We start from the raw sequence: 21,190 nt of genomic DNA on the forward strand, positions 1-21,190 counted from the left end.
AGCGGGATGCTCTAGTATGCAATCAGACCTGCATGATTTCCTTTTCTTTGTCGGCTAGCAAGCGGTCGATGTCCGAAATCGTATCGTCCGTCATCTTCTGCACACGCTCGGACTGGGCGCGGCTTTCATCCTGACCGATTACACCGTCCTTTTCGGCCTTTTTGAGACCGTCCATGCCGTCACGGCGGACATGGCGAATCGCCACCTTTGCCTTCTCGGCATATTCATGGGCAACCTTGACCAGCGAGCGACGGCGCTCCTCGTTGAGCTCCGGCAACGGGATGCGCAGATTTTGTCCATCGACGATCGGATTGAGGCCGAGATTGGATTCGCGGATCGACCGCTCCACAGCCCCGACCATCGACTTGTCCCAAACAGAGACGGTCAGCATACGCGGCTCGGGCACGGTGATGTTGGCGACTTGGTTCAGCGGCATGCGCGAGCCATAGGCTTCAACCGTAACCGGATCGAGAATGTTGGCGGACGCACGCCCAGTGCGCAGCGAGGCGATGTCGCTCTTGAATGCCGCAATGGCGCCGTCCATGCGGCGCTTCAGTTCTTTGAGGTCGGTGCCTTCACTCATGTGTTTTTACTCCCGTGTAGTAGGCGGCACCGGGAAGGGCCGGTGCCACAGGAACGTCAGTTGTCTGATACGATGGTCTTGTGGCCGCCGCCGGTCAAGATTTCCGCGAAGCCGCCCTTTTCATGAATTGAAAAGACGATGATCGGGATTGAATTTTCCCGCGCAAGCGCTACGGCGGCCACATCCATGACCGCGAGTCCTTTTTCGAGCACCTGGCTATGGGTTAGATGTTCGAAACGCTCAGCGTCCGGGAACTTCTTCGGATCGGCGGAATAGATGCCATCGACCTGCGTGCCCTTGAAGATCGCTTCGGCGCCCATTTCGGCGGCACGCAGTGCTGCGGCGGAATCGGTGGTGAAGAAGGGATTGCCGGTGCCGCCGGCAAAGATCACCACACGGCCAAGCGAGAGATGGTAGAGCGTGGCGCGCTGCGAAAAACTCTCGCAGATTTCCGGCATGGAGATGGCGGAAAGCACGACGGTGTCGATATTCAGCTTGCGCAGCGAGGTGGCCAATGCCAGCGCGTTTATGACGGTCCCGAGCATGCCCATGTGGTCGCCGGTAACGCGGTCTCCTCCCTTGGAGGCAACGGCAACGCCGCGGAATATATTGCCGCCGCCGACGACGACGCCGACTTCGACACCCATCGCGCGCGCTTCTGCAATGTCAGATGCAATCCGGTCCGAGACGGTGACGTCGATACCGAACCCCTGGCTACCCATGAGGGCTTCGCCGGAGGCTTTGAGCAGTACGCGCTTGTAGATCGGCTGAGACATCGTGGCTCCTTGAAGTGATCGCGGGGGATGATTGTGAAAGCCGGATACACGAAGGGCACCGCGTTGTCACGCGATGCCCTGAGGTTTTCCCTGATATGGTTTCACCAATCCGGGATATGATTTCTTTTCCCTGATCAGCCCTTGGCGACAGCCGCAACTTCGGCGGCGAAGTCGCTCTCTTCCTTCTCGACGCCTTCGCCGAGGAGCAGACGGGCCATGCCGACGACTTCGATCGGGGCGCCGGCGGTCTTTTCAGCTTCCTTGATGGCAGCAGCGACCGTCAGGTCCGGGTTGATGACGAAGGCCTGCGAGAGAAGAGCGACTTCCTCGAAGAACTTGCGCATGCGGCCTTCCACCATCTTTTCGATGATGGCTTCCGGCTTGCCGGATTCGCGGGACTGCTCGATGAAGACGTTGCGTTCGCGCTCGGCGACTGCGGCATCGACTTCTTCGGCGCGGATAGCCAGCGGGTTGGTAGCAGCAATGTGCATGGCAACCTGGCGGCCGATCGACGTCAGAACGGCCTTGTCACCGACCGACTTCAGGGCAACCAGAACGCCGAGCTTGCCGATACCGTCGCCGGCAGCGTTGTGGATGTAGGTCGCCACGACGCCGTGCTCGACCTCCAGCTTGGCCGCACGACGAAGCGTCATGTTCTCGCCGATGGTTGCGATCGCGTCCTTGATAGTGTCGGCGACTGGCTTGCCGGATGCGGGATAGGTCGCAGCCGAAATGGCTTCGACCGTGCCGTTGGTGGACAGCGCAACTTCGGCGACGCCGCGAGCGAGTTCCTGGAAAGCATCGTTACGGGCAACGAAGTCGGTTTCGGAATTGAGCTCGACGACAACGGCCTTGTGACCGGCGCCGGCAATGGCGACCAAGCCTTCAGCGGCGGTGCGGCCGGACTTCTTGTCAGCCTTGGAGATGCCCTTGGCGCGCAGCCAGTCGATCGCGGCTTCGATATCGCCGTTGGTTTCGGTCAGCGCCTTCTTGCAGTCCATCATGCCTGCGCCAGACTTTTCGCGCAGTTCTTTCACCAGTGCAGCCGTAATCTCGGTCATAAGCTTCCTCTTGTCGGTTCATACGGTGCGGCGTGCGGTTTTGAGCAGAAGCGGCACCGATTTGAGGGACGAAATGTACCCGTAAGTATGACAGCGTTATGAAGCTGCGTCATACTCTGGAATTCTTGATTGGAACATGCCTGGATCTACCGCCCAGGCCATGCGTTCCCTGAAACAGAACAAGGCCGCTCGAACTCCTTGAAGTCGCAAACGGCCTTGTCCCGGATGTCAATACGCTCGGGCGGACTGGATTCCGTCCGCCCTTGGGCGCGATCAGGCTTCGGTGCCGTCCACCAGAGTCGGCTCGATCGGAGCTTCAACGGAAGCGCCGAGGTCGCGGCCGGATGCGCTCTGCTGGCGAGCGATACCGTCGATGGCAGCGCGCGAGATCAGGTCACAGTACAGAGCGATGGCGCGCGAAGCGTCGTCGTTGCCCGGAATCGGATAATCGATCAGGTCCGGATCGCAGTTCGAGTCGATGATAGCGACGACCGGAATGCCAAGGCGCTTGGCTTCGTCGATCGCGATCTTTTCCTTGTTGGTGTCGATGATGAACATCAGGTCCGGGGTGCCGCCCATATCGCGGATACCGCCGAGAGCCTTGTCCAGCTTTTCGCGCTCGCGCTCGAGGTTCAGACGTTCCTTCTTGGTGAAGCCCTGGGCGTCGCCATTGAGGATTTCGTCGAGCTTGCGCAGACGCTGGATCGAGTTCGAAATCGTCTTCCAGTTGGTCATCATGCCGCCGAGCCAGCGGGCGTTGACGTAGTACTGAGCCGAGCGCTTGGCGCTGTCGGCGATCAGTTCGGACGCCTGACGCTTGGTGCCGACGAACAGAACGCGGCCGCCACGGGCAACGGTGTCGCTGACAACCTGCAGGGCGCGGCTCAACATCGGAACCGTCTGAGCAAGGTCGATGATGTGGATGTTGTTACGATCGCCGAAGATGTACGGCTTCATCTTCGGGTTCCAGCGATGCGTCTGGTGGCCGAAGTGAACACCAGCTTCCAGAAGCTGACGCATAGAAAAATCAGGCAATGCCATGCCTTTGACTCCTTTTCCGGTTGAACCTCCGCAAGGCGAACAGCATCTTCTTCGAAGATGCCACCGGGCGGAACGATCCGGATTTCTCCCGGACAATCCCATGCCTTACGTGTGGAATGCGGCTGCCCATACATTCGATTTGCCGAGAATGCAAGGCTTGGGCGGAAAAAATGCGCGGACCCTGCCCCTTGAAGCCGGGGAAGTCTGAGGACTTTATCGACGATATCCGCCAAAACCGCCACGGTGAATCGTCACCGCAGCCCCCAACTGACTTACCTCCCCGTTGATTTCGATTGCCCCTGAAGCACAGCAGCAAAGCACATCGACATCAGGATCACCCCGGCACCGACGATATATGGTCCGCCTGCGGACAATTGATACAAGGTGCCGCTTGCGAGCGGCCCTACGATTCTGGCGATCGACTGCTGAGCCTGATTGGCGCCTTGAACACGGCCCTGTTGATCACCGGGTGCTGCGTTGGAAATAACGGCGCTCATCGATGGCTGGTAAAATCCGTCTCCCAAGGTGAAAATCGCAATGGCGGCAAACAAGAGCTGTGACGACGTGATATGAACGGTCGTCGCCACCATTATCAGCCCTAGAGCATTGATCGCGAGGCCAACGACAGCGGTCAATCGCTCACCCAGCCGATGCTGCAGTCTTGGTGCGAGCCAACCCTGGCTAAAAATGTCGAGCACACCGACAGTGCACAGCAGAAGTCCTATGCCGACAGGTTCGAACGACAATATATCCTTGGCGAACACCGCAATGTTGACCTGAAGCATGGTGCCGGCAAGATAAAACAGGAAGGCGCTGGCGAACGCGAGTTTTATCAATGGTAGCCTCAGTGCGTAAGCAAGAGGGCTGAAGGGATTGAGATGATGCAGCGTCAATGAAGCTGAACGGTCATGCTTCACATTGCTTTCGGGCAGTGCAACGAACACCCAAAGCAAATTGAGAATTGCCAGGCCAGCCGCCACGAAGGCTGGAGCAGAAAGGGAAATCTGTCCGAGCAATCCGCCAACAGCCGGTCCCATCAGGAAGCCGAAGCCGCCGGCTGCGCCAAGTAGACCAAATACCTTTCCGCGGTCCTCCGGCTCGGTGATATCGGCAACATAGGCATAGACAGCGCCAGTGCTACCGGCTGTCAGCCCGTCGATGGCGCGGCTGATGAGAAGCATGGAAAAAGACCCGGCAACGCCAAAGACGAGGTAGCCGGTTGCCGAGCCGAACAGCGTCGCGATCAGAATTGGTTTACGTCCCAGGCGGTCGCTCAAAGCTCCGAGCACAGGGGCAGCAACAAGCTGGCAGACCGCATAGAGGGTCATAATCGCGCTTACCGAGATGGCAACGCGAACTGGAGGAACGAACTGCGCAACCAGAAAGGGCGCCACCGGGCCGATCAGTGTAAAGCCCGCGAAATTAAAAAGGACCGATACAGCAAGAATGGCCTTCGGCGACCTCCAAATCGGCGGCGTGCGTAAAACGGCGTTGTACAACATTTTACTCCTGAGCTGCCGCCCGGAGCAGATGTCGACAAGACAACCACACGGACGGAGTGAGACGCGATTGCGTCTGTCCGTCGGGGTTTCTCATGCTGGAAAAGCAAGGAAGAGAGCTTCCGTTTTCCGGAAGTGCCTGGGCCTACCGAGACCAAGCTTGCCTTTTTCGACACCATCGATTTAGCCGTTTGGCGCACGCTGGTCAATTGTAACCAATCGAACTGCTATGCGGTTGTACGGCATCAAAAGAGGAGTGCATGCTCCGCTATTAGCTCGCCAGCTTATCGAGCAGCGCCAGCATAATATTGGCGTCGGGCGTCGGCAGCACGGCATCGATCTCGGCCGGCAAGAGGCCTGCGATGGCACTATCGGCATTTCCGGTTGCTGTGCCCAGCGGCCCGCGGAAGCCGTGTTTGGTCCAGGCAAGCTCCTGCAGCCTCGAGCTTGTCAGCGCTTCCATCAGCCGGTTGGCGGTCTCATCGACGACGATCAGGGGATGCGAGGAATAGACGGTGGGGTGCGGATAGAGCACCACGGGTTTCGCCGTGGAACTCGATTGAACGCGCTTCCATCGTTCGGGATCGGCGATGATCCATTCGACCAACTGATTCTCGTAGCCGACGATCATCGGTTCGCCGCCGAGGCCGCCGGCCAGATATTGATCGAAAAGCTTGCCGGAAGATGGCGACTTGAAGCCCATGTTGCGGAAAATGGTCTGCGCCTTGTCGCCGAACTGCGCGAGATCGGCAGCGGTTGCGACGTTGCCGGCAAGCAGGCTGAGCACAAGGCCCGCAAACATGAAGCCGGAATTGGAGCGATTCGGATCGGTCGAGACGATGCGCGCCTGCCCGTAGAGCGCGTCGACCCCGAGCTTGGACCAGCTCGTTCCCGCAAGAACGGCATCGAGCAACGCCTTGAGATCAAGCTGATGCTGTCCCGTCGACGTAACGGTGACCAGCCCGGCTTTCGTCAGTCCATCGACCACCGGCTGCCAAGTATAGACGACGACCGGCGTGTTCAGGACCACGCGGTCATTGCGGATCTTGACGCCGCTCTGCCGGGCGATGTCGACCATGATGGAGGACGATGGCCAGAGGAATGCTGGGCTCTGCGACAGCAGCGCCTGCTCGCGCACCATTTCGACGGAGCCGGCCACGCGGCTGTCTATGTCCAGTCCATAGCCATGCAGAGCACCGACGACATCATTGTCAGCCAGGAACGCCTCCTTCTCGCCGCCGATGAACCCGAAGAGCTTCGTGCGGTTGCCGAGCAGTCCCTGGAACTCCGGCCTGTCCTTCACGGCAAAATAACCGCCGGTGCCGGCGACGCCGGCAGCAAGTAGTCCTACCCCAAAGGCACGGCGGGAGATGGCCATCAGCGTCTGATATCCTCTTTGAGCGAGGCCTGTATCAGGCGCAGCTCTGTGTCTAGCGTATCGAGCCTGTCGTCTACGAGGCTATCCGAATAGTGCACGAAGGCGTCCTCGAGTTTGGTGAGCACCAGATCCACTTCCTGCAATCGTTTCTGGTCGGGCACGCGTTTGGCCTCAAGGGTGGCGAAACCCTCGGCGACCTCGGCCGCGCGCGGCAGGTAATAGCTGAGGAACCGCCGCACCGTGCCGGCGCTTTCCGGGCTCGCCTCTACCTTGGCAAAGACGTCGGCAGCGATCTCGGCCAGATGCCGCACACGCTTTGCCGTCTCCTTATTGGTGATGTGATCCGCCGAGGCTTCGAGCCTTTGCGCCGCAGGTGCTGCCGCACTCAACAGATCGCGTGCAAAATCAAGTCGTCCCTTGCCGATCGTCTTGGCATCCAGACCTTCGAAAAGCCGGCGCGGCGACAGGGCAAAGACAAGGCCGACAAAGATCAGCAGGCCGATGACGGCTGCAATCCAAAGCGGCATCCCGGCAAAGAAGCTCAAGACAGGAACAACGATCGCGGCAGCGAGTCCCGCCACGATCCAATTCCAGTCATTGCCGAACCAGTTGCGCATCGCAGTCCTAATTGTAACCACGCACGGCACGGAACGCGCTGACGAGGTCATCCCTGCCATCGAACACCCGCGCCGATGTCGCTTTGGCCAAGGCATCGAGCTGTGTCTTGTCGGCATCGCCAAAGGTGATGCCGAAGACCGGCACATGCGGATTGGTTGCCTTCCACTCGCTCAGAAAATCGCGGCTCGCATCATCAGACTTTCCGTCGGTCATGATGACGATCGCCGGCAGATAAGACGACAGGTTTGGAGTATCCTTCATGCGGCTAAGTGCTCTGCTTGCGCAGGCATACATGTCAGTGCCGCCATCTGCATGCTGCAGCGACACCTTGTCGACAAGGCTCTTCTGTTGCGCCGGGTCGCCTGTCGCCGAAAGGGTTGTCCGCACGCGACTGTCGAAAGGAATGACCATGATGCGGTCCGCCGGCGTCCATTGCGCCAGTACCTTGCCGGTTTCATCCGGATTGAACAGAAACTGCATGGCGGCCTGCAATTGACTTTCGCCCTTGCCTGCCATGGAGCCGGAGAAATCGAGGCAAAGGGCCGTCAGCGACGGCTTACGCAATGCGCCCTGGTAGAGATCGAGCGCCTGGCGAATCACGGCCGGCTCCGGCATGCGGATCGCCGTCACCAGCCGAGTCGGATCGAAGTTCCAATTCGGGTCCGCTTTGGCCGCGACATCTCCCAATGGAATGCGGCGGCCGGTATCGGCAATGCGCTTCTGCACGGGTGCGGAACGCAGATAGGCGACAAGCTCGTTGAAGAAGGTCTCGACCTCTGGCCCGCGTCCGTGATCGATAAAGCCGATCGGCGAATCCGCGATCGCCACGCCGTCGGCCGGATAGATCGCGTAAAGCGGCTCCTTGCCCATGCCGACGAGCTTGTCATTTGTCTCCTTCAGCACCGCCTCATAGTTCCACATGGCGTCGTAGAGCGTACCCTTGCTGGCAGAATCCGTATAGAGGTCTGCAAGCCAGCCGGAGGAACCCGATGAACGTTCGACCCCCGCAAGCAGCGCCCTGACGGCGCCCTGGACGTCCGGCTTGTCGAGATCGCCCGGTTCGATGACGGGCTTGTTGCCGAGCGCGCTGGAAAGCATGGCAAGATAGGCGCTGGCACCCGAATTGGACTGGGTTGCCGAAGTCATGAGAAATTTCAGCGAGCCGCTGTTTACTGCCGCCAATATGTCCTTCATGAACACGGGCCTGCCGATCCAGCCAAGCGCCTGCGCCTTGGATTTGCGCACGCCGAGGATGACCGGTGTCTGCGCCACCGAGGTCAACGTCTTTACGCGGCGTTTGGTGTCGAACATATCGACCCAGACACTCGATGCCGGCCAGACAACATCCTGCTCGACGCCTTTGTCGCTCTGCAACGCCAGTCCGATATCCAGCGTGCCTTCATAGGTGAAGCTGCAGGTCGCGCTCTTCTGTTTGCAGAATTCTTCGACGATGGGCTGGATAACGGTATTTTCCGAGCCGGAGACGATCGAGAACTTCGGACCCTTGCCGCCGACATTGCAGCCCGCCAAAGCGAGAGCAGCCGTCAGCGCCAGGCCGGTCAGGAAAGTGCGGATCATCATGCCGCTCATCGCGCCTCGATCATCGCCTTCTTGAGTTCAACGGTCATTTTCTCCATTTGCTGCTCGGCTTCGGCCCGCTTCCTGCGGCCCTCCTCCTGCACCTTGAGAACGCCGCCAATCGTATCGATCAGGTCGCGATTGGCGGCGGCGAGCGTATCGATATCGATGATGCCGCGTTGTGACTGCTGTTCGATGGCAATCGCCTGATCCTTCATCATCTCGGACGCCTGACGGATCATCTCGTTGGTGGCGTCGGTGACGGTCTTCTGCAGCTCAAGCGCCGATTTCTGTCGGGACAGTCCCAGCAGGATCACCATCTTCTGCTTCCACGCCGGTACCGTCAGCGCCGACGTCGCCTGCAGATTCTCGATCAGCGTCTCGTCGCCTGCCTGCACAATGCGGATCTGCGGCAATTGTTGAATGCCGAGCTGGCGCGCCTGCTGCAGGTAAAACACCCGCTTCTCAAGCCGGTCGAGAGCCTGCACGCTGTCCTGATAAGTCTGCGCCTCCAGCATGCCGCCGCCGGGATTGGCAGCGGCCGCGTCGGCGGCGTTCTTCAGCTTCGGCAACTCGACATTGCGAAAATGCTCTGCGAAGGTCTTCCCAGCCTGGACATAGGCGTCGAGCTGCAGGATAGACCGCTTCGTCTCCTCGTGGAGATCGTCGAGAAGCGCGATGTCGCGGCGCAGCGTATCCTTGTGGCGGTCGAGCTCGAGCCCGATGCGGTCGATCTGGCCGGCCACATCCTCGAACTCCTCCTTGAAGCGCTCCAGCCGTGCCTTGAACGACGAGAACATCTTGGAAAGGAAGCTCTCATCCTTCAGCGATGCCGGGTCGAGCTTCTTCGACTTGATGATGATATCCGTCAGCAGCTTGCCGACTTCGCCAAGATCCCGGTTGCGGACCTCACGGAGAATCCTGTCGGAATAATCGGAGACGGACTGCTGAGCCCGGTCGCCATAGACGGAAATGCCGGCGCGATCGGTCAGATCTATGGTATCGCCGATGCGGGCGATTTCTGCCGGATCGGCGGTGACAACCGGCAAAGCGGAGTTGGAGGTCGGAGCGAGATCAGTATTGGCCATAGGTCGTGCGTGCTTTCTCGTCTATCAACACGGACCTGCCTGCGGAACACCTGCCGATTATTCCCACAATAAGCGACGCGGCCCGCACGGCCCGCTACAATTCCAGATCGGCGCAGCGGGACATGAGACTCACCCACCGCGTGCCGAATGCTTCACAGAATAGTGAAACTTCGGATACGGTTTTATGACGGAGATTCTGTTTTGTGGCCTGCCCTCACAAAGCCTATTGGCAGGCCTTGGCGTCAAGCACTTCAAGCTTGGAGAGTTTGCCGGTCAGTACGAAGTCGCCATAGTCCATGGTGAGGTCGCGGGTAATGCCGTTTTCGTAGAGCTTGAACGACATACGGTAGACCGGCATGGCGTCGCCCTTGGACTTCTCATTGAAATAGGCGACCGTCACCGGCCAGAACGGCGTCTTGGCGAAGACGCCTGCCTTGTCGGCATCGGGATCGTCGGTGGCGGGCGTCTCCTGCTTGCCGACGACGGTGGTCGCGATCAACGGCTTGTCGCCATCGTCGGAGCCGTCGAAAACCTGGGCCTCGAAGAAATTCTTGCCCAGCTTGGCATTATGGATGATGTCGAGCATATGTTCTGTCGGAAAGCGGCTCTGGATGAGCTCGACCTGCTTGGCCTGCGGCTGGGTTAAGTCGACCTTGATGCCCTTTTGATCGTCCGCCGCCGCGCCGCGCACGTCCTTGTCGAGCTGATCGTCGGTATAGGACTTGGTCTCGAAGCGGAAAATGCGCTTGGCGAGATCCTCGAACGTGGTCGTCTGCTGGTCGCTGACGCGCGTCGTATCGCCCGTGTCGATCTGCGTGACAAAGCGGAAATTGGTGGTGAAGCCGGTGCAATCCGAGCCGTCGAACTCATAGACCATACGGCCGAACATGCCGGCGATGCCGGATCGGTCGGAGGCGTCCTTCAGCTCGAGATCGTAGACGGCACGATGGGCGATCAACCCACTCGGCCCCGCCGCATGGGCGGCAGGGGCGCCCAGAGACGCGACGCCTAAACTCGAAACAACAACGGCGGCAAGACTCGAGCGGAACATTCATTATCTCCTGTTGGACTCGCACGCGATGTTATAAGAACGCTTCGGCCAGAGTGAGGCGACTTATCATCAAATCGTCATCTCGCTCTGCCTTTTGATTTGGCGTGCTCTCGTCCAAAATCGCTTCGCGCTTTTCGGGATCATGCTTAAATCGAGGCCGCCTGTCCCGGCAAAGGGATTTTAGTCTTGATGCCGGATTTTTGAAGATTTTACAACAAAACGGGAGATGAAAATGTCCGACGCTATCGAGGGCCGTCTGAAGGAGCTTGGCATCGTCCTGCCCCAGGCTGCCGCGCCGGCCGCCAACTATGTACCCTATGTCATCAGCGGCAATCTTCTTTATCTATCCGGGCAGTTGCCGATGGAAAACGGCAAGCTCGGCGTCACCGGCCATCTCGGCAAGGATGTCGACGTCGCCGGCGGCCAACGTGCTGCCGAGCTTTGCGCCATCAATATCCTCGCCCAGGCGAAGGCCGCCTTGGGCGGCGATCTCGGCCGCATCAAGCGCATCGTCAAGCTGAACGGCTTCGTCGCTTCGGTGCCCGAATTCGTCGAACAACATCTTGTGATCAACGGAGCCTCCAATCTTCTGGCAAATGTACTTGGCGACGCTGGCAAGCACGCACGCGCTGCCGTCGGTATGGCGGCGCTGCCGATGAACGCTGCCGTCGAGATCGATGCCATCATGGAAATTGCATAATGAGCAAAATTGCCTGGCTTACCGAACGTCCTGTCGCCCATCGCGGCTATCACGACATGAACAAGCAGGTTTGGGAAAACACGCTATCGGCGTTTGCCCGCGCGATCGACGCGGGTTTTTCCATCGAATGCGATCTGCATTATGCCTCCGACGGCGTTCCCGTCGTTTTTCACGACGACGACCTGGAGCGCGTCTGCAATCTTCCCGGCCAGCTTCGTGACCGTACCTCGGCCGAACTCGGTCTGCTCTCGGTCGGCGGCACCAAGGACAAGATTCCGACGCTGAAACAGCTCCTCAAGCTCTGCGACGGCAAGGTACCGCTGGTGCTTGAGCTCAAGGGTCGCGAGGGCGACGATGAAGGCTTTGCAGAATCGGTGCTGGAAGTGCTGGAAGGCTACAAAGGTCAGGTGGCACTGATGAGCTTCGATCATTGGTTGCTCAAGGACCTGAAGGCACTTGACGCCCCCTACCCCGTCGGCCTGACAGCGGATGGAAATGAGCCTGAGACGTTTTTTAAGCATGACGAAGCCATGCAGCTTGGGCTAGACTTCATCTCGTATTTCTATGGCCACCTGCCGAACCCCTTCATCACGGCGCAGCGCCAGCGCGGCATTCCGGTGATCACCTGGACCGTGCGCGACGAAGCGGCCCGCAAACAAACATTTGCCAACGCAGACCAGATGACCTTCGAAGGTTTTGATCCAAGGGAAAGCCCCGCCCTCATTTCATGACAGACGAATTATCCATTCGCGTAGAGCGTTCCTTCAAGAACATCGCCCCGGAGAGCTGGTCCAAGCTCGCCGGGGCGTCGAGGACGGGTACGGTGCTGCCGTACAACCCGTTTGTCTCGCATGCCTTTCTGTCGTCACTGGAGGAGTCCGGCTCCGCCACCGACAAAACCGGCTGGCTCGGCAATCATTTGTTGCTCGAAACCGATAGCGGCGAATTGATCGGCGCCGTCCCCGGCTATCTCAAGAACCATAGCCAGGGCGAATATGTCTTCGATCATGGCTGGGCCGATGCCTTCGAGCGTGCCGGCGGCCGGTACTACCCCAAGCTCCAATGTTCCATTCCCTTCACGCCGGCAACCGGCCCACGCCTGCTTGTCGCCGAGGGCCGGGATCGCAATGTGATTCAGCCGGCACTGGCCGAAAGCTTGAAGGAGGTGACCCGGCAGCTCGGTGTCTCCTCCGCCCACATCACCTTCCTGTCGGAAGACGAGATTTCCGTCTTCGAAGGCGATGGCTATCTGCACCGTACTGATCAGCAATTTCACTTCATAAATGACGGCTACGCCGATCACGATGCCTTCCTGGAAACGCTGGCGTCGCGCAAGCGCAAGGCGCTGAAAAAGGAGCGCCGCACTGCCCTTGAAAACGGGATCAGCATCGACTGGCTCACCGGCAGCGATCTTACCGAGCGCATCTGGGACCAGTTTTTCACCTTCTATATGGACACCGGCAGTCGCAAATGGGGCCGGCCCTACCTTACCCGCAAATTCTACTCGCTGATCGGCGAGCGGATGGCCGACGACATCCTGCTGGTCATGGCGAAACGCGAGGGCCGCTATGTCGCCGGCGCGATCAACTTTATCGGCGGCGAGACGCTTTACGGCCGGCATTGGGGCTGCATCGAAGATCATCCCTTCCTGCACTTCGAAGTCTGCTATCATCAGGCGATCGACTTCGCGCTGGCCAAGGGGCTGAAGCGGGTCGAAGCCGGCGCGCAAGGCGAACACAAGCTTGCTCGCGGCTACCTGCCGGTCATTACGCATTCGGCGCACTATATCGGCCACCAAGGCTTGCGCCGTGCCGTTGCCGACTATCTCAAGCACGAGCGCGAGCAAGTGGAGGAGATGAGCGAGATCCTGACCGAGCACAGCCCCTTCCGCAAAGGCGAGCGGCAAGATATTTAGCCGCTCTGGACAACTATAATCGGAAGACGAGGAGACTCTGGATGACCAGCCCCGCCTATGACGCCAACAATATTTTCGCGAAGATCCTGAAAGGCGAAATCCCGTCCTATCGTATCTACGAGGATGAACACACGGTCGCTTTCATGGATGTCATGCCGCAGGCGCCGGGCCATACGCTGGTGCTGCCGAAATCACCGTCGCGCAACCTTCTCGATGCCGATCCGAGCGTCCTGCCAAATCTGATTACCACGGTCCAGAAAGTCGCAGTCGCGATTCAGGAGGCTTTCGACGCGGACGGCGTTTATATCGCCCAGTTCAACGAGCCGGCAGCAGGCCAGACAGTGTTCCATCTGCACTTCCACATCATCCCGCGCCACGAGGGCATCGCCCTGAAGCCGCATTCGGGCAAGATGGAAGACGGCACGGTTTTGGCTGAGAATGCCAAGAAGATCATCGAAGCCTTGCGCTGATACAAGCCGGGAATCTTCCTAAATCTCTTCATGAGAGATAGTTCATAAACAAATGAAAACGGCTGCATTGTTGCCAATGCAGCCGTTTGGTTTTTCAAGCGATCAGTCGCCGATTACTTGCGCGGCACCTTCGGCACCGTGCTGCCCTTGCGGGGCGACTTGCTGTCCGGCTCGTCATCGCTGGAAGACGACGGCGTCTTCGGCGAGCGGCGGGCATCGGAAGCGGTACCGGCCTTGCCGACGCGGCTTCTGGTCTTGACGGTATCACCGTCATCCTCTTCCACCTCAACCACGGCGTCGACCACTTCGGCTTCCGGCTTCGGCCGGATCGGCGCGGTATCCGCGACGGAGTCGAGCAGGATGCCGGTCGTGCCGTCTTCCTTCTTGCCGACGGTGACCTTGACGACGCCGCCCTTCTTCAGCTTGCCGAAGAGGATTTCGTTCGCCAGCGGCTTCTTGATGTTTTCCTGGATGACGCGCGCCAGCGGACGGGCACCCATCTTTTCGTCGTAACCCTTCTCGGACAGCCAGGCGATCGCGTCCTCGTGCAGATCGAAGGTAACGTTCCGTTCGGAAAGTTGAGCCTCGAGCTGCATGATGAACTTCTGCACGACCTTGTGGATGACCGTGGTCGGCAGCGCGGCAAACGGAATGGTCGCATCCAGACGGTTGCGGAATTCCGGTGTGAAGAGCCGGTTGAGAGCCTCTTCATCCTCGCCCGTACGCTTGGACGAGCCGAAGCCGATGGCAGCCTTGGCCATTTCCGATGCGCCCGCATTGGTCGTCATGATCAGGATGACGTTGCGGAAGTCGATCTTCTTGCCGTTGTGGTCGGTCAGTGCGCCATGGTCCATCACCTGCAACAGGATATTGAAGATATCCGGATGCGCCTTCTCGATCTCGTCGAGCAGGACGACGCAATGTGGATGCTGGTCGACACCGTCGGTCAGCAAGCCACCCTGATCGAAGCCGACATAGCCGGGAGGTGCGCCGAGCAGACGGGAAACCGTGTGACGCTCCATATATTCCGACATGTCGAAACGCAGCAGCTCGACGCCGAGCGAAGAAGCAAGCTGCTTGGCAACTTCCGTCTTACCAACGCCTGTCGGGCCGGAGAAGACGTAGCAGCCGATCGGCTTGTTCGGCTCGCGCAGGCCCGCACGCGCGAGCTTGATCGAGGTCGACAAAGCTTCGATTGCCGTATCCTGACCGTAAACGACCGAACGCAGCTCCTGCTCAAGATTGGCGAGAACCATCTCGTCGTCCTTGGACACCGTCTTCGGCGGGATGCGGGCCATCGTGGCGATCGTTACCTCGATCTCCCGCTCCGTGATCAGCTTGCGGCGCTTCGACGGCGGGAGCAGCATTTGCGCCGCACCGGTTTCGTCGATGACGTCGATCGCCTTGTCCGGCAGCTTGCGGTCGGAGATGTAACGAGCCGACAGTTCGACCGCCGACTTGATGGCGTCGTTCGAGTAGCGCAAGTGGTGATACTCTTCGAAATAGGGCTTCAGGCCCTTCATGATTTCGATGGCATCCTCAATGCTCGGCTCGTTGACGTCGATCTTTTGGAAGCGGCGGACAAGCGCCCGGTCCTTCTCGAAGAACTGACGGTATTCCTTGTAGGTGGTCGAACCGATGCAGCGGATCGCACCCGAAGACAGAGCCGGCTTCAGCAGGTTCGATGCATCCATCGCGCCGCCGGAGGTTGCCCCGGCGCCGATGACGGTATGGATCTCATCGATGAACAGCACGGCGCCTGGGTACTCTTCCAGCTCCTTGACGACTTGCTTCAAGCGCTCTTCGAAATCGCCGCGATAACGGGTGCCGGCCAGCAGCGTGCCCATGTCGAGCGAAAAGATGGTCGCGTCGGCCAAAGCCTCCGGAACCTTGCCCTCGACGATGCGCTTGGCGAGACCTTCGGCGATCGCGGTCTTGCCGACGCCGGGGTCGCCGACATAGAGCGGATTGTTCTTCGAACGGCGGCAGAGCACCTGGATAGTGCGGCTGACCTCCGAATGACGGCCGATCAGCGGATCGATCTTGCCGCTCTTGGCCTTCTCGTTGAGATTGACGCAGTAGGCCTTCAACGCATCCTGCTGCTTCTTGTTGTTACCCTCTTCCTGCTCGCCGCGGGAGGTCGGCTTGCTCTCCGATTCGCTCTCTTCGGCGCCGCGCGGCGTGCGAGTCTGGGAGGAACCCGGCCGCTTGCCGATGCCGTGAGAGATGTAGTTGACCGCATCGTAGCGGGTCATTTCCTGTTCCTGCAGGAAAAAGGCCGCATGGCTTTCCCGTTCCGCAAAGATCGCGACGAGAACGTTGGCGCCAGTCACTTCCTCGCGGCCCGAGGATTGGACATGGATAACGGCACGCTGGATGACGCGCTGGAAGCCGGATGTGGGCTTCGAGTCCTCGTCATAACCAGTGATCAAATTTGAAAGTTCATTATCGACGTATTCAGTCAGCGTCTTACGGAGCGCGTCGAGATCAACATTGCACGCGCCCATGACAGCTGCGGCATCGGCGTCGTCAACCAAAGCCAATAGCAGATGTTCCAGCGTGGCATATTCGTGATGCCGCTCGTTCGCGTAGGTCAGTGCCTGATGCAGCGCCTTCTCAAGACTAGGCGAAAATGTTGGCACGTTCAGATCCTCACTTCTTTTCCATAACACATTGCAGCGGATGCTGGTGCTGCCGGGCAAAATCCATCACCTGGCTCACCTTCGTTTCGGCTACTTCATATGTATATATCCCGCATTCGCCGACGCCGTGATTGTGGACATGAAGCATAATGCGGGTGGCACTCTCTCGATCCTTTTGGAAGAAACGCTCCAGGATATGGATCACAAACTCCATGGGCGTATAGTCGTCGTTTAGAAGCAGCACGCGGTAGAGGTTGGGTTTCTTGGTTTTGGGCTTGGTGCGCGTGATCACCGAGGTCCCGCGATTTCCGTTGTCCCCGTTCCTTTCGCTGTCGTTTTGCATCCGGATCGGCTCAGCGATCATTTCATTCATTCCTCAAATCATCCGGCAGAAGCTATCGCATTCCGACTTGGCAAACTGGATTAGGCAACTAACTCTGTCGGGCCGGATATCCGAACCCCTAACTTAGTTCATATTGGTGTGATTTTAAGCCCCCCACCGGACACTGCAATCACAATTCGTTGCCAAAGCGGGCCATCATCAAAAAAGTCGCGCCCACGAACGGGCTGAAAGTCGCAATCGGAAACGTAAAAGACCGGCCGCGCGTCGCGCAGCCGGTCTCTCTGGAATCACTGTCCTTAAGCGAAGCGCTTATGCAGCAGGCGTGACGGAAGCGGCGGCCTTGCCAGCAGCCTTCGCAGCAGCGGCAACCGGGGCTTCGTAGGGCTTGTAAGCGGTCTTGGCGAGATCAGCATACATTTCGCTCATCTTGGTCGCTTCGGTGACGAAGTTTTCATAGGACGACTTCACAAAGCTGCTCTGCAGTTCGAAAGCAGCTTCGAAGCTCTTGACACCGGCCAGCGTCTCGAAATGCGCAACACCGTCCTGGAAAGACTTTTTGGAATATTCGGCAGCTTCAGCGGCAATCGCCTGGAAACCCTTGGTGACATCGGAATAGCTCTTCAGCGCCGTGTCCATGGCTTCCTTGCCCTTCTTGTTCGCTTCATCGAAATTGAACATGTTTCTCCGTCCCTGTGTTGTTTGGCCGATGGCCGGTTTACTGGGACAAAATCTAAATGCGACGCACAAATAGTCAAGTAGTCTTGTGCGACGCAATATCCTCTTAAGATTGTATTTTCGAAGAAGAAGGGCAGATGCATGGAGAAGGCCGGGGGCATCCTCCTGTTTTCGCTAAAATATATCAAGCAGGCTGCAACTTCAGGCTTCGAGAGAAATATTCAGTTTCGACGGAAAAATCTGAATTCCCGCCGCAGATGAGCCAAATCTGGGCCTAAATGGCGGGCATTTTGGCCGTTTCCGAGCGATTACTCAATAAAAGAGCCGCATTTCGGTGAAAATGCGGCTTCTTGATATCAGCTTGATCTTGGAAATTGAGGGATCAACCAGGGGCCGAAATGGCGGCCAGATAGTCGCAATGTCGATCAGAAATCGAAGTATCGATTAGAGATCGACGTCCAGGATGGCCATAGAAAAGTTGTAGGAACGATCGCCGTCTTCGTCGTCGATGTAGACAACGCCCAGGAACTCTTCGCCAAGATAGACTTCCGCGGAATCGTTCTTGCGCGGGCGGGCTTTGACCACGATCTGCGGGTTGAACGTGCGTTTGAAGTAGGCGTCGAGCTTCTTGATTTCGTCAGGCTTCACAATTCATCTCCGTGAGGATTCTCAAGTTGGCCGGTTCTTGCATAGGAAAAGCGGCGGTGTAAAGACCGGAAGCGCGCCTTCAGCCCTTGCTGGCGCCGCAAATCCCTGAAAATCAGGTGGTTTTCCTTAGATTCCGGCGCCCATGATCTGGTCGACGACCACCTGCTCGGCAAGGATCTGATCCATGGAGCGGGACGGTTCCGAACAGCCGGCTTCACCGACCACCTTGGCCGGCACACCGGCCACCGTCGTCTTCGGCGGCACTTCCTTCAGCACTACCGAGCCGGCAGCAATGCGCGAACAATGGCCGATCTGGATATTGCCGAGAATCTTTGCGCCCGCGCCGATCAGCACACCATGGGCGATCTTCGGATGGCGGTCGCTACCTTCCTTGCCAGTGCCGCCGAGAGTGACGCCATGCAGGATCGAGACGTTATCGCCGATGACGGCCGTTTCGCCGACCACCAGGCCGGTCGCGTGATCGAGGAAGATGCCCTTGCCGATGCGCGCAGCCGGGTTGATATCCGTCTGGAAAACGCTGGAGGAACGGCTCTGCAGGTAGAGCGCGAAATCACGGCGGCCGCGATTGAGAAGCCAATGCGCGAGACGATGGGTCTGCAGCGCGTGGAAGCCTTTGAAATAGAGAACGGGCTCCATGAAACGCAGGCAAGCAGGATCGCGGTCATAGACCGCCTGAATGTCGACGCGCAGGATCGCACCCCATTCCGGCCAATCGGCCAGCATTTCCTCAAAGGTCTGGCGCAGCAGGATGCCTTGCATGTCCGGATGATCGAGACGTTCGCAAATGCGATAGATGACGCATTCTTCCAACGACCGGTGATTGATGATCGTGGAATAGAGGAAGGCGGCCAGAAGCGGATCCCTATCGGCGGCTGCGCGGGCTTCTTCGCGCACGCTGTCCCAGATGGGATCGACGACTTTTACCGAGCCTAAGCCTTCGACCTGGCGAATGTCCGTTGCTGCGACCATTGGCGGTCTCCTGATTTCCTGTCGGTGAAACATTATATAGAGTAAAAGTCCGACAACATAAATGGGTCAGGCGCGCATGAGTTTTGAGCATAATTTTGCTGGCGGTTTTCTGCGCGCTACCTGTAGCGACGCCATCGGTACACTTACCATTGATAATCCTGGCCGCAAGAACGCCGTCACCGCGGCAATGTGGCGCGCCATCCCGCAGGCCATCCGTATTTTGACCGACGAGGCACACGCACACGTGATCGTCATTCGCGGTGCGGCCCAGGATTTTTCGACCGGCGCCGATATCAGCGAATTCGACAGCTTGCGCAAGGATGCCGAAACCGCCGTCGTCTATGAGGCGCTGAACAGTGACGCCTTCACAGCGATCCGCCATTGCCGGGTGCCGACCATCGCGGCGATCCGCGGTATCTGTTACGGCGGCGGTTTTGGTATCGCCGCGGCCTGTGATCTGCGCGTCGCCGAGGAAGGCGCGCGCTTCTCCGTGCCCGCCGTGCGCCTCGGCATCGCCTACCCTGCCGACGCGGTGCAAGACATCGTCAACGCGCTTGGGCCGCAGATGGCCAAGGTCACGCTTTTCACCGGCGCGCCGATGTCGGCCGACAAGATGGTCGCGGCCGGCTTCCTGCTGGAAGAGATCGCAGCGGACGCGTTCGACGGCGAAGTCTCGGCTCTTGCCCATGCGATTGCCGCCAATGCGCCGATCGCACTGCATGCCTCGAAGCTAGCAGTTCGCGCTGTGATCGAGCAGGATAGCGACCTACTGCGCGAGGCGGAGGTCATCGGCGCCGAGACCTTCGACAGCGCCGATTATGCCGAAGGCCGCGCAGCTTTCACCGCGCGGCGCAAACCGCATTTCACCGGGAAATGACCAGTCTATTGATTGGCGAGGCGTTCGTAGAAGTCGAGGACGGCCTGCTTGAATACCTTGTCTCCGACCGCGAGCATGTGGTCGCGGTTTGGGATATCCAACGCTTCGGCATGCGGCATCAGCGCCGCGAGCTCCTGCGGCGAACCGGCGATGTCATCCTTGGTGCCGACGCCGATCAGGGTCGGCGCCTCGATCTTTGCCGCATCTTCCTTGGCAACCAGATCGCGCGAGCCCCTGATGCAGGCGGCGAGCGCCAGGCGATCGCTCTTGTTCTGATCGGCGAAGGCACGGAACATGCGGCCGCGCAGATGCGTGACGTCGTCAACCGATGGCGCCAGCAGTGCATCCGCGATCGGATCCCAGTCGCCGACACCATCGACCATGCCAATGCCGAGTCCGCCGAATACCAGTGAGCGGACACGATCGGGATGGGCGATGGCCAAGAAAGCGGAGACGCGTGCGCCCATGGAATATCCCATGACATGGGCCTCGGGGATGCCGAGATGATCGAGCAGAGCGACCGCGTCCTCGGCCATGACCCAGGGATGGTAAGCATCGGCGTCATAGGGTCTGTCGCTCAGGCCATGGCCTCTATTGTCGATGGCGATGACGCGATAACCCGCCTCGCTCAGCGATTTGAGCCACCCCGGATTGACCCAATTGGCGATCGCGGTTGAGGCAAAGCCATGAATCAGCAGCACCGGCGCGCCATCGGGTTCGCCCTCGTCGAAATAGGCCAGTTTCAGCCCGTCATGGATGAAATAGGAAAAGGCGGGACTATTCAGATTCATGGCAAGATCTTCGTGAACATCGTCTCTTTTGTTGCGGACCTTATTTTATCGGCAATATCAGGTGAACCCCGCGTTCGCGAAAATCTGTGCGCCGAGCCGGACTTTCGCACTACACATTCGATAAGAAGGATTATAAAGAGGGCTATCAAGTCTGGCGCAACATTCATGCCATCTAAGGCAAGACGCATTCGGAGATCATCATGGCCGGCCACAATATTCCTCATTTCCAGAACGACGGCGGACACCGCGTGATCGAGATCGGCGTCAAGGAATTCATGTGCACCGGTGCCTCTGTCCCCTACGATCATCCGCATATCTTCATCGACATGGGCGATGAAAGCGAGAAGGTCTGCTCCTACTGCTCGACGCTCTATCGCTACAATCCGTCGCTGAAGGCGGACGAAACCCATCCGGCCGGCTGCGTCTTCCATTTCAAGGCCGCCTGATTCTCGGAGACCGGATCGGA

At 58.8% G+C, this 21,190-nt stretch carries 22 protein-coding genes; 6 read left to right on the plus strand and 16 right to left on the minus strand.

From position 1 onward, the window contains the following. Positions 1-22: 22 nt before the first annotated feature. The 10 genes from frr to FHT86_RS07650 all read right to left on the minus strand — a co-directional run bounded on the left by frr (position 23) and on the right by FHT86_RS07650 (position 10,673). A complete protein-coding gene (gene frr / locus FHT86_RS07605) occupies positions 23-583 on the minus strand; it encodes a ribosome recycling factor (protein WP_028755025.1) in 561 nt (186 codons plus the stop codon). A 56-nt stretch (positions 584-639) separates the two neighbouring features. Continuing rightward, positions 640-1,359, minus strand: a complete 720-nt coding sequence (gene pyrH / locus FHT86_RS07610; RefSeq protein ID WP_133706248.1) for a UMP kinase — start codon at positions 1,357-1,359, stop codon at positions 640-642. Between the two features lie 134 nt (positions 1,360-1,493). Then, positions 1,494-2,420 carry a translation elongation factor Ts gene (gene tsf / locus FHT86_RS07615; RefSeq protein ID WP_133706249.1) on the minus strand — a complete coding sequence of 309 codons (927 nt, stop codon included), beginning with the start codon at positions 2,418-2,420 and terminating at the stop codon, positions 1,494-1,496. A 273-nt stretch (positions 2,421-2,693) separates the two neighbouring features. After that, positions 2,694-3,461, minus strand: a complete 768-nt coding sequence (gene rpsB, locus FHT86_RS07620; protein ID WP_133706250.1) for a 30S ribosomal protein S2 — start codon at positions 3,459-3,461, stop codon at positions 2,694-2,696. A 272-nt stretch (positions 3,462-3,733) separates the two neighbouring features. Continuing rightward, complete coding sequence (locus FHT86_RS07625) at positions 3,734-4,960, minus strand: MFS transporter (protein WP_210297597.1); 1,227 nt, start codon at positions 4,958-4,960, stop codon at positions 3,734-3,736. Between the two features lie 271 nt (positions 4,961-5,231). Beyond that, positions 5,232-6,338: a substrate-binding domain-containing protein gene (locus FHT86_RS07630; RefSeq protein WP_133706252.1), complete on the minus strand. Its 1,107-nt coding sequence runs from the start codon at positions 6,336-6,338 to the stop codon at positions 5,232-5,234. Beyond that, entirely contained in the window at positions 6,338-6,955 is a 618-nt protein-coding gene (locus FHT86_RS07635) for a 5-bromo-4-chloroindolyl phosphate hydrolysis family protein (protein WP_133707106.1), read from the minus strand. Before FHT86_RS07635 ends, FHT86_RS07630 begins: the two co-directional genes overlap by 1 nt. A 7-nt stretch (positions 6,956-6,962) precedes the next feature. Continuing rightward, positions 6,963-8,546, minus strand: coding sequence for a substrate-binding domain-containing protein (locus FHT86_RS07640; RefSeq protein ID WP_409527573.1), 1,584 nt, complete (start codon positions 8,544-8,546; stop codon positions 6,963-6,965). Next, positions 8,543-9,622 carry a toxic anion resistance protein gene (locus tag FHT86_RS07645; protein WP_133706253.1) on the minus strand — a complete coding sequence of 360 codons (1,080 nt, stop codon included), beginning with the start codon at positions 9,620-9,622 and terminating at the stop codon, positions 8,543-8,545. Before FHT86_RS07645 ends, FHT86_RS07640 begins: the two co-directional genes overlap by 4 nt. Positions 9,623-9,845: 223 nt before the next feature. After that, a complete protein-coding gene (locus FHT86_RS07650) occupies positions 9,846-10,673 on the minus strand; it encodes a cell envelope integrity EipB family protein (RefSeq protein WP_133706254.1) in 828 nt (275 codons plus the stop codon). 232 nt (positions 10,674-10,905) lie between these two features. On the opposite strand from FHT86_RS07650, the gene FHT86_RS07655 reads away from it, so the two are divergent. From FHT86_RS07655 to FHT86_RS07670, 4 genes are read left to right on the plus strand one after another with little or no spacing between them, the layout of a single operon-like run. After that, entirely contained in the window at positions 10,906-11,373 is a 468-nt protein-coding gene (locus tag FHT86_RS07655; protein WP_133706255.1) for a RidA family protein, read from the plus strand. Next, a complete protein-coding gene (locus FHT86_RS07660) occupies positions 11,373-12,104 on the plus strand; it encodes a glycerophosphodiester phosphodiesterase (RefSeq protein ID WP_133706256.1) in 732 nt (243 codons plus the stop codon). Before FHT86_RS07655 ends, FHT86_RS07660 begins: the two co-directional genes overlap by 1 nt. Further along, positions 12,101-13,288 carry a GNAT family N-acetyltransferase gene (locus FHT86_RS07665; protein WP_133706257.1) on the plus strand — a complete coding sequence of 396 codons (1,188 nt, stop codon included), beginning with the start codon at positions 12,101-12,103 and terminating at the stop codon, positions 13,286-13,288. The genes FHT86_RS07660 and FHT86_RS07665 overlap by 4 nt, the downstream gene beginning before the upstream one ends. A gap of 41 nt (positions 13,289-13,329) precedes the next feature. Further along, on the plus strand, positions 13,330-13,758 hold the full coding sequence (locus tag FHT86_RS07670; protein WP_133706258.1) for an HIT family protein: 429 nt from the start codon (positions 13,330-13,332) through the stop codon (positions 13,756-13,758). Positions 13,759-13,871: 113 nt separating this feature from the next. Here the strand turns inward: FHT86_RS07670 and clpA are convergent, their stop codons facing one another. From clpA to cysE, 5 genes are all read right to left on the minus strand, one after another. Further along, entirely contained in the window at positions 13,872-16,400 is a 2,529-nt protein-coding gene (clpA, locus tag FHT86_RS07675) for an ATP-dependent Clp protease ATP-binding subunit ClpA (protein WP_133706259.1), read from the minus strand. Between the two features lie 10 nt (positions 16,401-16,410). Next, the gene (gene clpS, locus FHT86_RS07680) at positions 16,411-16,764 is read right to left on the minus strand and encodes an ATP-dependent Clp protease adapter ClpS (protein ID WP_028755011.1); all 354 of its coding nucleotides are present in this window, start codon (positions 16,762-16,764) and stop codon (positions 16,411-16,413) included. A gap of 288 nt (positions 16,765-17,052) precedes the next feature. Continuing rightward, positions 17,053-17,421, minus strand: coding sequence for a phasin family protein (locus tag FHT86_RS07685; RefSeq protein ID WP_133706260.1), 369 nt, complete (start codon positions 17,419-17,421; stop codon positions 17,053-17,055). 441 nt (positions 17,422-17,862) lie between these two features. Beyond that, on the minus strand, positions 17,863-18,066 hold the full coding sequence (locus FHT86_RS07690; protein WP_107107923.1) for a DUF3126 family protein: 204 nt from the start codon (positions 18,064-18,066) through the stop codon (positions 17,863-17,865). 126 nt (positions 18,067-18,192) lie between these two features. Then, on the minus strand, positions 18,193-19,056 hold the full coding sequence (cysE, locus tag FHT86_RS07695; RefSeq protein ID WP_133706261.1) for a serine O-acetyltransferase: 864 nt from the start codon (positions 19,054-19,056) through the stop codon (positions 18,193-18,195). A gap of 76 nt (positions 19,057-19,132) precedes the next feature. Between cysE and FHT86_RS07700 the strand changes: the two genes are divergently transcribed. Then, positions 19,133-19,933, plus strand: coding sequence for an enoyl-CoA hydratase-related protein (locus tag FHT86_RS07700; protein WP_133706262.1), 801 nt, complete (start codon positions 19,133-19,135; stop codon positions 19,931-19,933). 5 nt (positions 19,934-19,938) lie between these two features. Here FHT86_RS07700 and FHT86_RS07705 read toward each other — a convergent pair whose 3' ends face one another. Then, the gene (locus FHT86_RS07705; protein WP_133706263.1) at positions 19,939-20,724 is read right to left on the minus strand and encodes an alpha/beta fold hydrolase; all 786 of its coding nucleotides are present in this window, start codon (positions 20,722-20,724) and stop codon (positions 19,939-19,941) included. Between the two features lie 200 nt (positions 20,725-20,924). Here FHT86_RS07705 and FHT86_RS07710 point away from each other — a divergent pair, with 200 nt between their 5' ends. Continuing rightward, positions 20,925-21,170: a zinc-finger domain-containing protein gene (locus FHT86_RS07710; protein WP_133706264.1), complete on the plus strand. Its 246-nt coding sequence runs from the start codon at positions 20,925-20,927 to the stop codon at positions 21,168-21,170. Positions 21,171-21,190: the final 20 nt, after the last annotated feature.

Origin of the sequence: Rhizobium sp. BK313 (genome assembly GCF_014193655.1) — a bacterium.
Lineage (GTDB): Bacteria > Pseudomonadota > Alphaproteobacteria > Rhizobiales > Rhizobiaceae > Rhizobium.

Excerpts from the sequence above, each read along its gene's own strand:
- FHT86_RS07630 (WP_133706252.1), bottom strand. The coding sequence starts at position 6,338 with ATGGCCATCTCCCGCCGTGCCTTTGGGGTAGGACTACTTGCTGCCGGC.
- cysE (WP_133706261.1), bottom strand. The coding sequence starts at position 19,056 with ATGGTCGCAGCAACGGACATTCGCCAGGTCGAAGGCTTAGGCTCGGTA.
- FHT86_RS07665 (WP_133706257.1), top strand. The coding sequence starts at position 12,101 with ATGACAGACGAATTATCCATTCGCGTAGAGCGTTCCTTCAAGAACATC.
- FHT86_RS07650 (WP_133706254.1), bottom strand. The coding sequence starts at position 10,673 with ATGTTCCGCTCGAGTCTTGCCGCCGTTGTTGTTTCGAGTTTAGGCGTC.
- FHT86_RS07660 (WP_133706256.1), top strand. The coding sequence starts at position 11,373 with ATGAGCAAAATTGCCTGGCTTACCGAACGTCCTGTCGCCCATCGCGGC.
- FHT86_RS07635 (WP_133707106.1), bottom strand. The coding sequence starts at position 6,955 with ATGCGCAACTGGTTCGGCAATGACTGGAATTGGATCGTGGCGGGACTC.
- FHT86_RS07700 (WP_133706262.1), top strand. The coding sequence starts at position 19,133 with ATGAGTTTTGAGCATAATTTTGCTGGCGGTTTTCTGCGCGCTACCTGT.
- clpS (WP_028755011.1), bottom strand. The coding sequence starts at position 16,764 with ATGATCGCTGAGCCGATCCGGATGCAAAACGACAGCGAAAGGAACGGG.
- rpsB (WP_133706250.1), bottom strand. The coding sequence starts at position 3,461 with ATGGCATTGCCTGATTTTTCTATGCGTCAGCTTCTGGAAGCTGGTGTT.
- tsf (WP_133706249.1), bottom strand. The coding sequence starts at position 2,420 with ATGACCGAGATTACGGCTGCACTGGTGAAAGAACTGCGCGAAAAGTCT.
- pyrH (WP_133706248.1), bottom strand. The coding sequence starts at position 1,359 with ATGTCTCAGCCGATCTACAAGCGCGTACTGCTCAAAGCCTCCGGCGAA.
- FHT86_RS07645 (WP_133706253.1), bottom strand. The coding sequence starts at position 9,622 with ATGGCCAATACTGATCTCGCTCCGACCTCCAACTCCGCTTTGCCGGTT.
- FHT86_RS07705 (WP_133706263.1), bottom strand. The coding sequence starts at position 20,724 with ATGAATCTGAATAGTCCCGCCTTTTCCTATTTCATCCATGACGGGCTG.
- FHT86_RS07640 (WP_409527573.1), bottom strand. The coding sequence starts at position 8,546 with ATGAGCGGCATGATGATCCGCACTTTCCTGACCGGCCTGGCGCTGACG.
- FHT86_RS07685 (WP_133706260.1), bottom strand. The coding sequence starts at position 17,421 with ATGTTCAATTTCGATGAAGCGAACAAGAAGGGCAAGGAAGCCATGGAC.
- frr (WP_028755025.1), bottom strand. The coding sequence starts at position 583 with ATGAGTGAAGGCACCGACCTCAAAGAACTGAAGCGCCGCATGGACGGC.
- FHT86_RS07655 (WP_133706255.1), top strand. The coding sequence starts at position 10,906 with ATGTCCGACGCTATCGAGGGCCGTCTGAAGGAGCTTGGCATCGTCCTG.
- FHT86_RS07670 (WP_133706258.1), top strand. The coding sequence starts at position 13,330 with ATGACCAGCCCCGCCTATGACGCCAACAATATTTTCGCGAAGATCCTG.
- FHT86_RS07710 (WP_133706264.1), top strand. The coding sequence starts at position 20,925 with ATGGCCGGCCACAATATTCCTCATTTCCAGAACGACGGCGGACACCGC.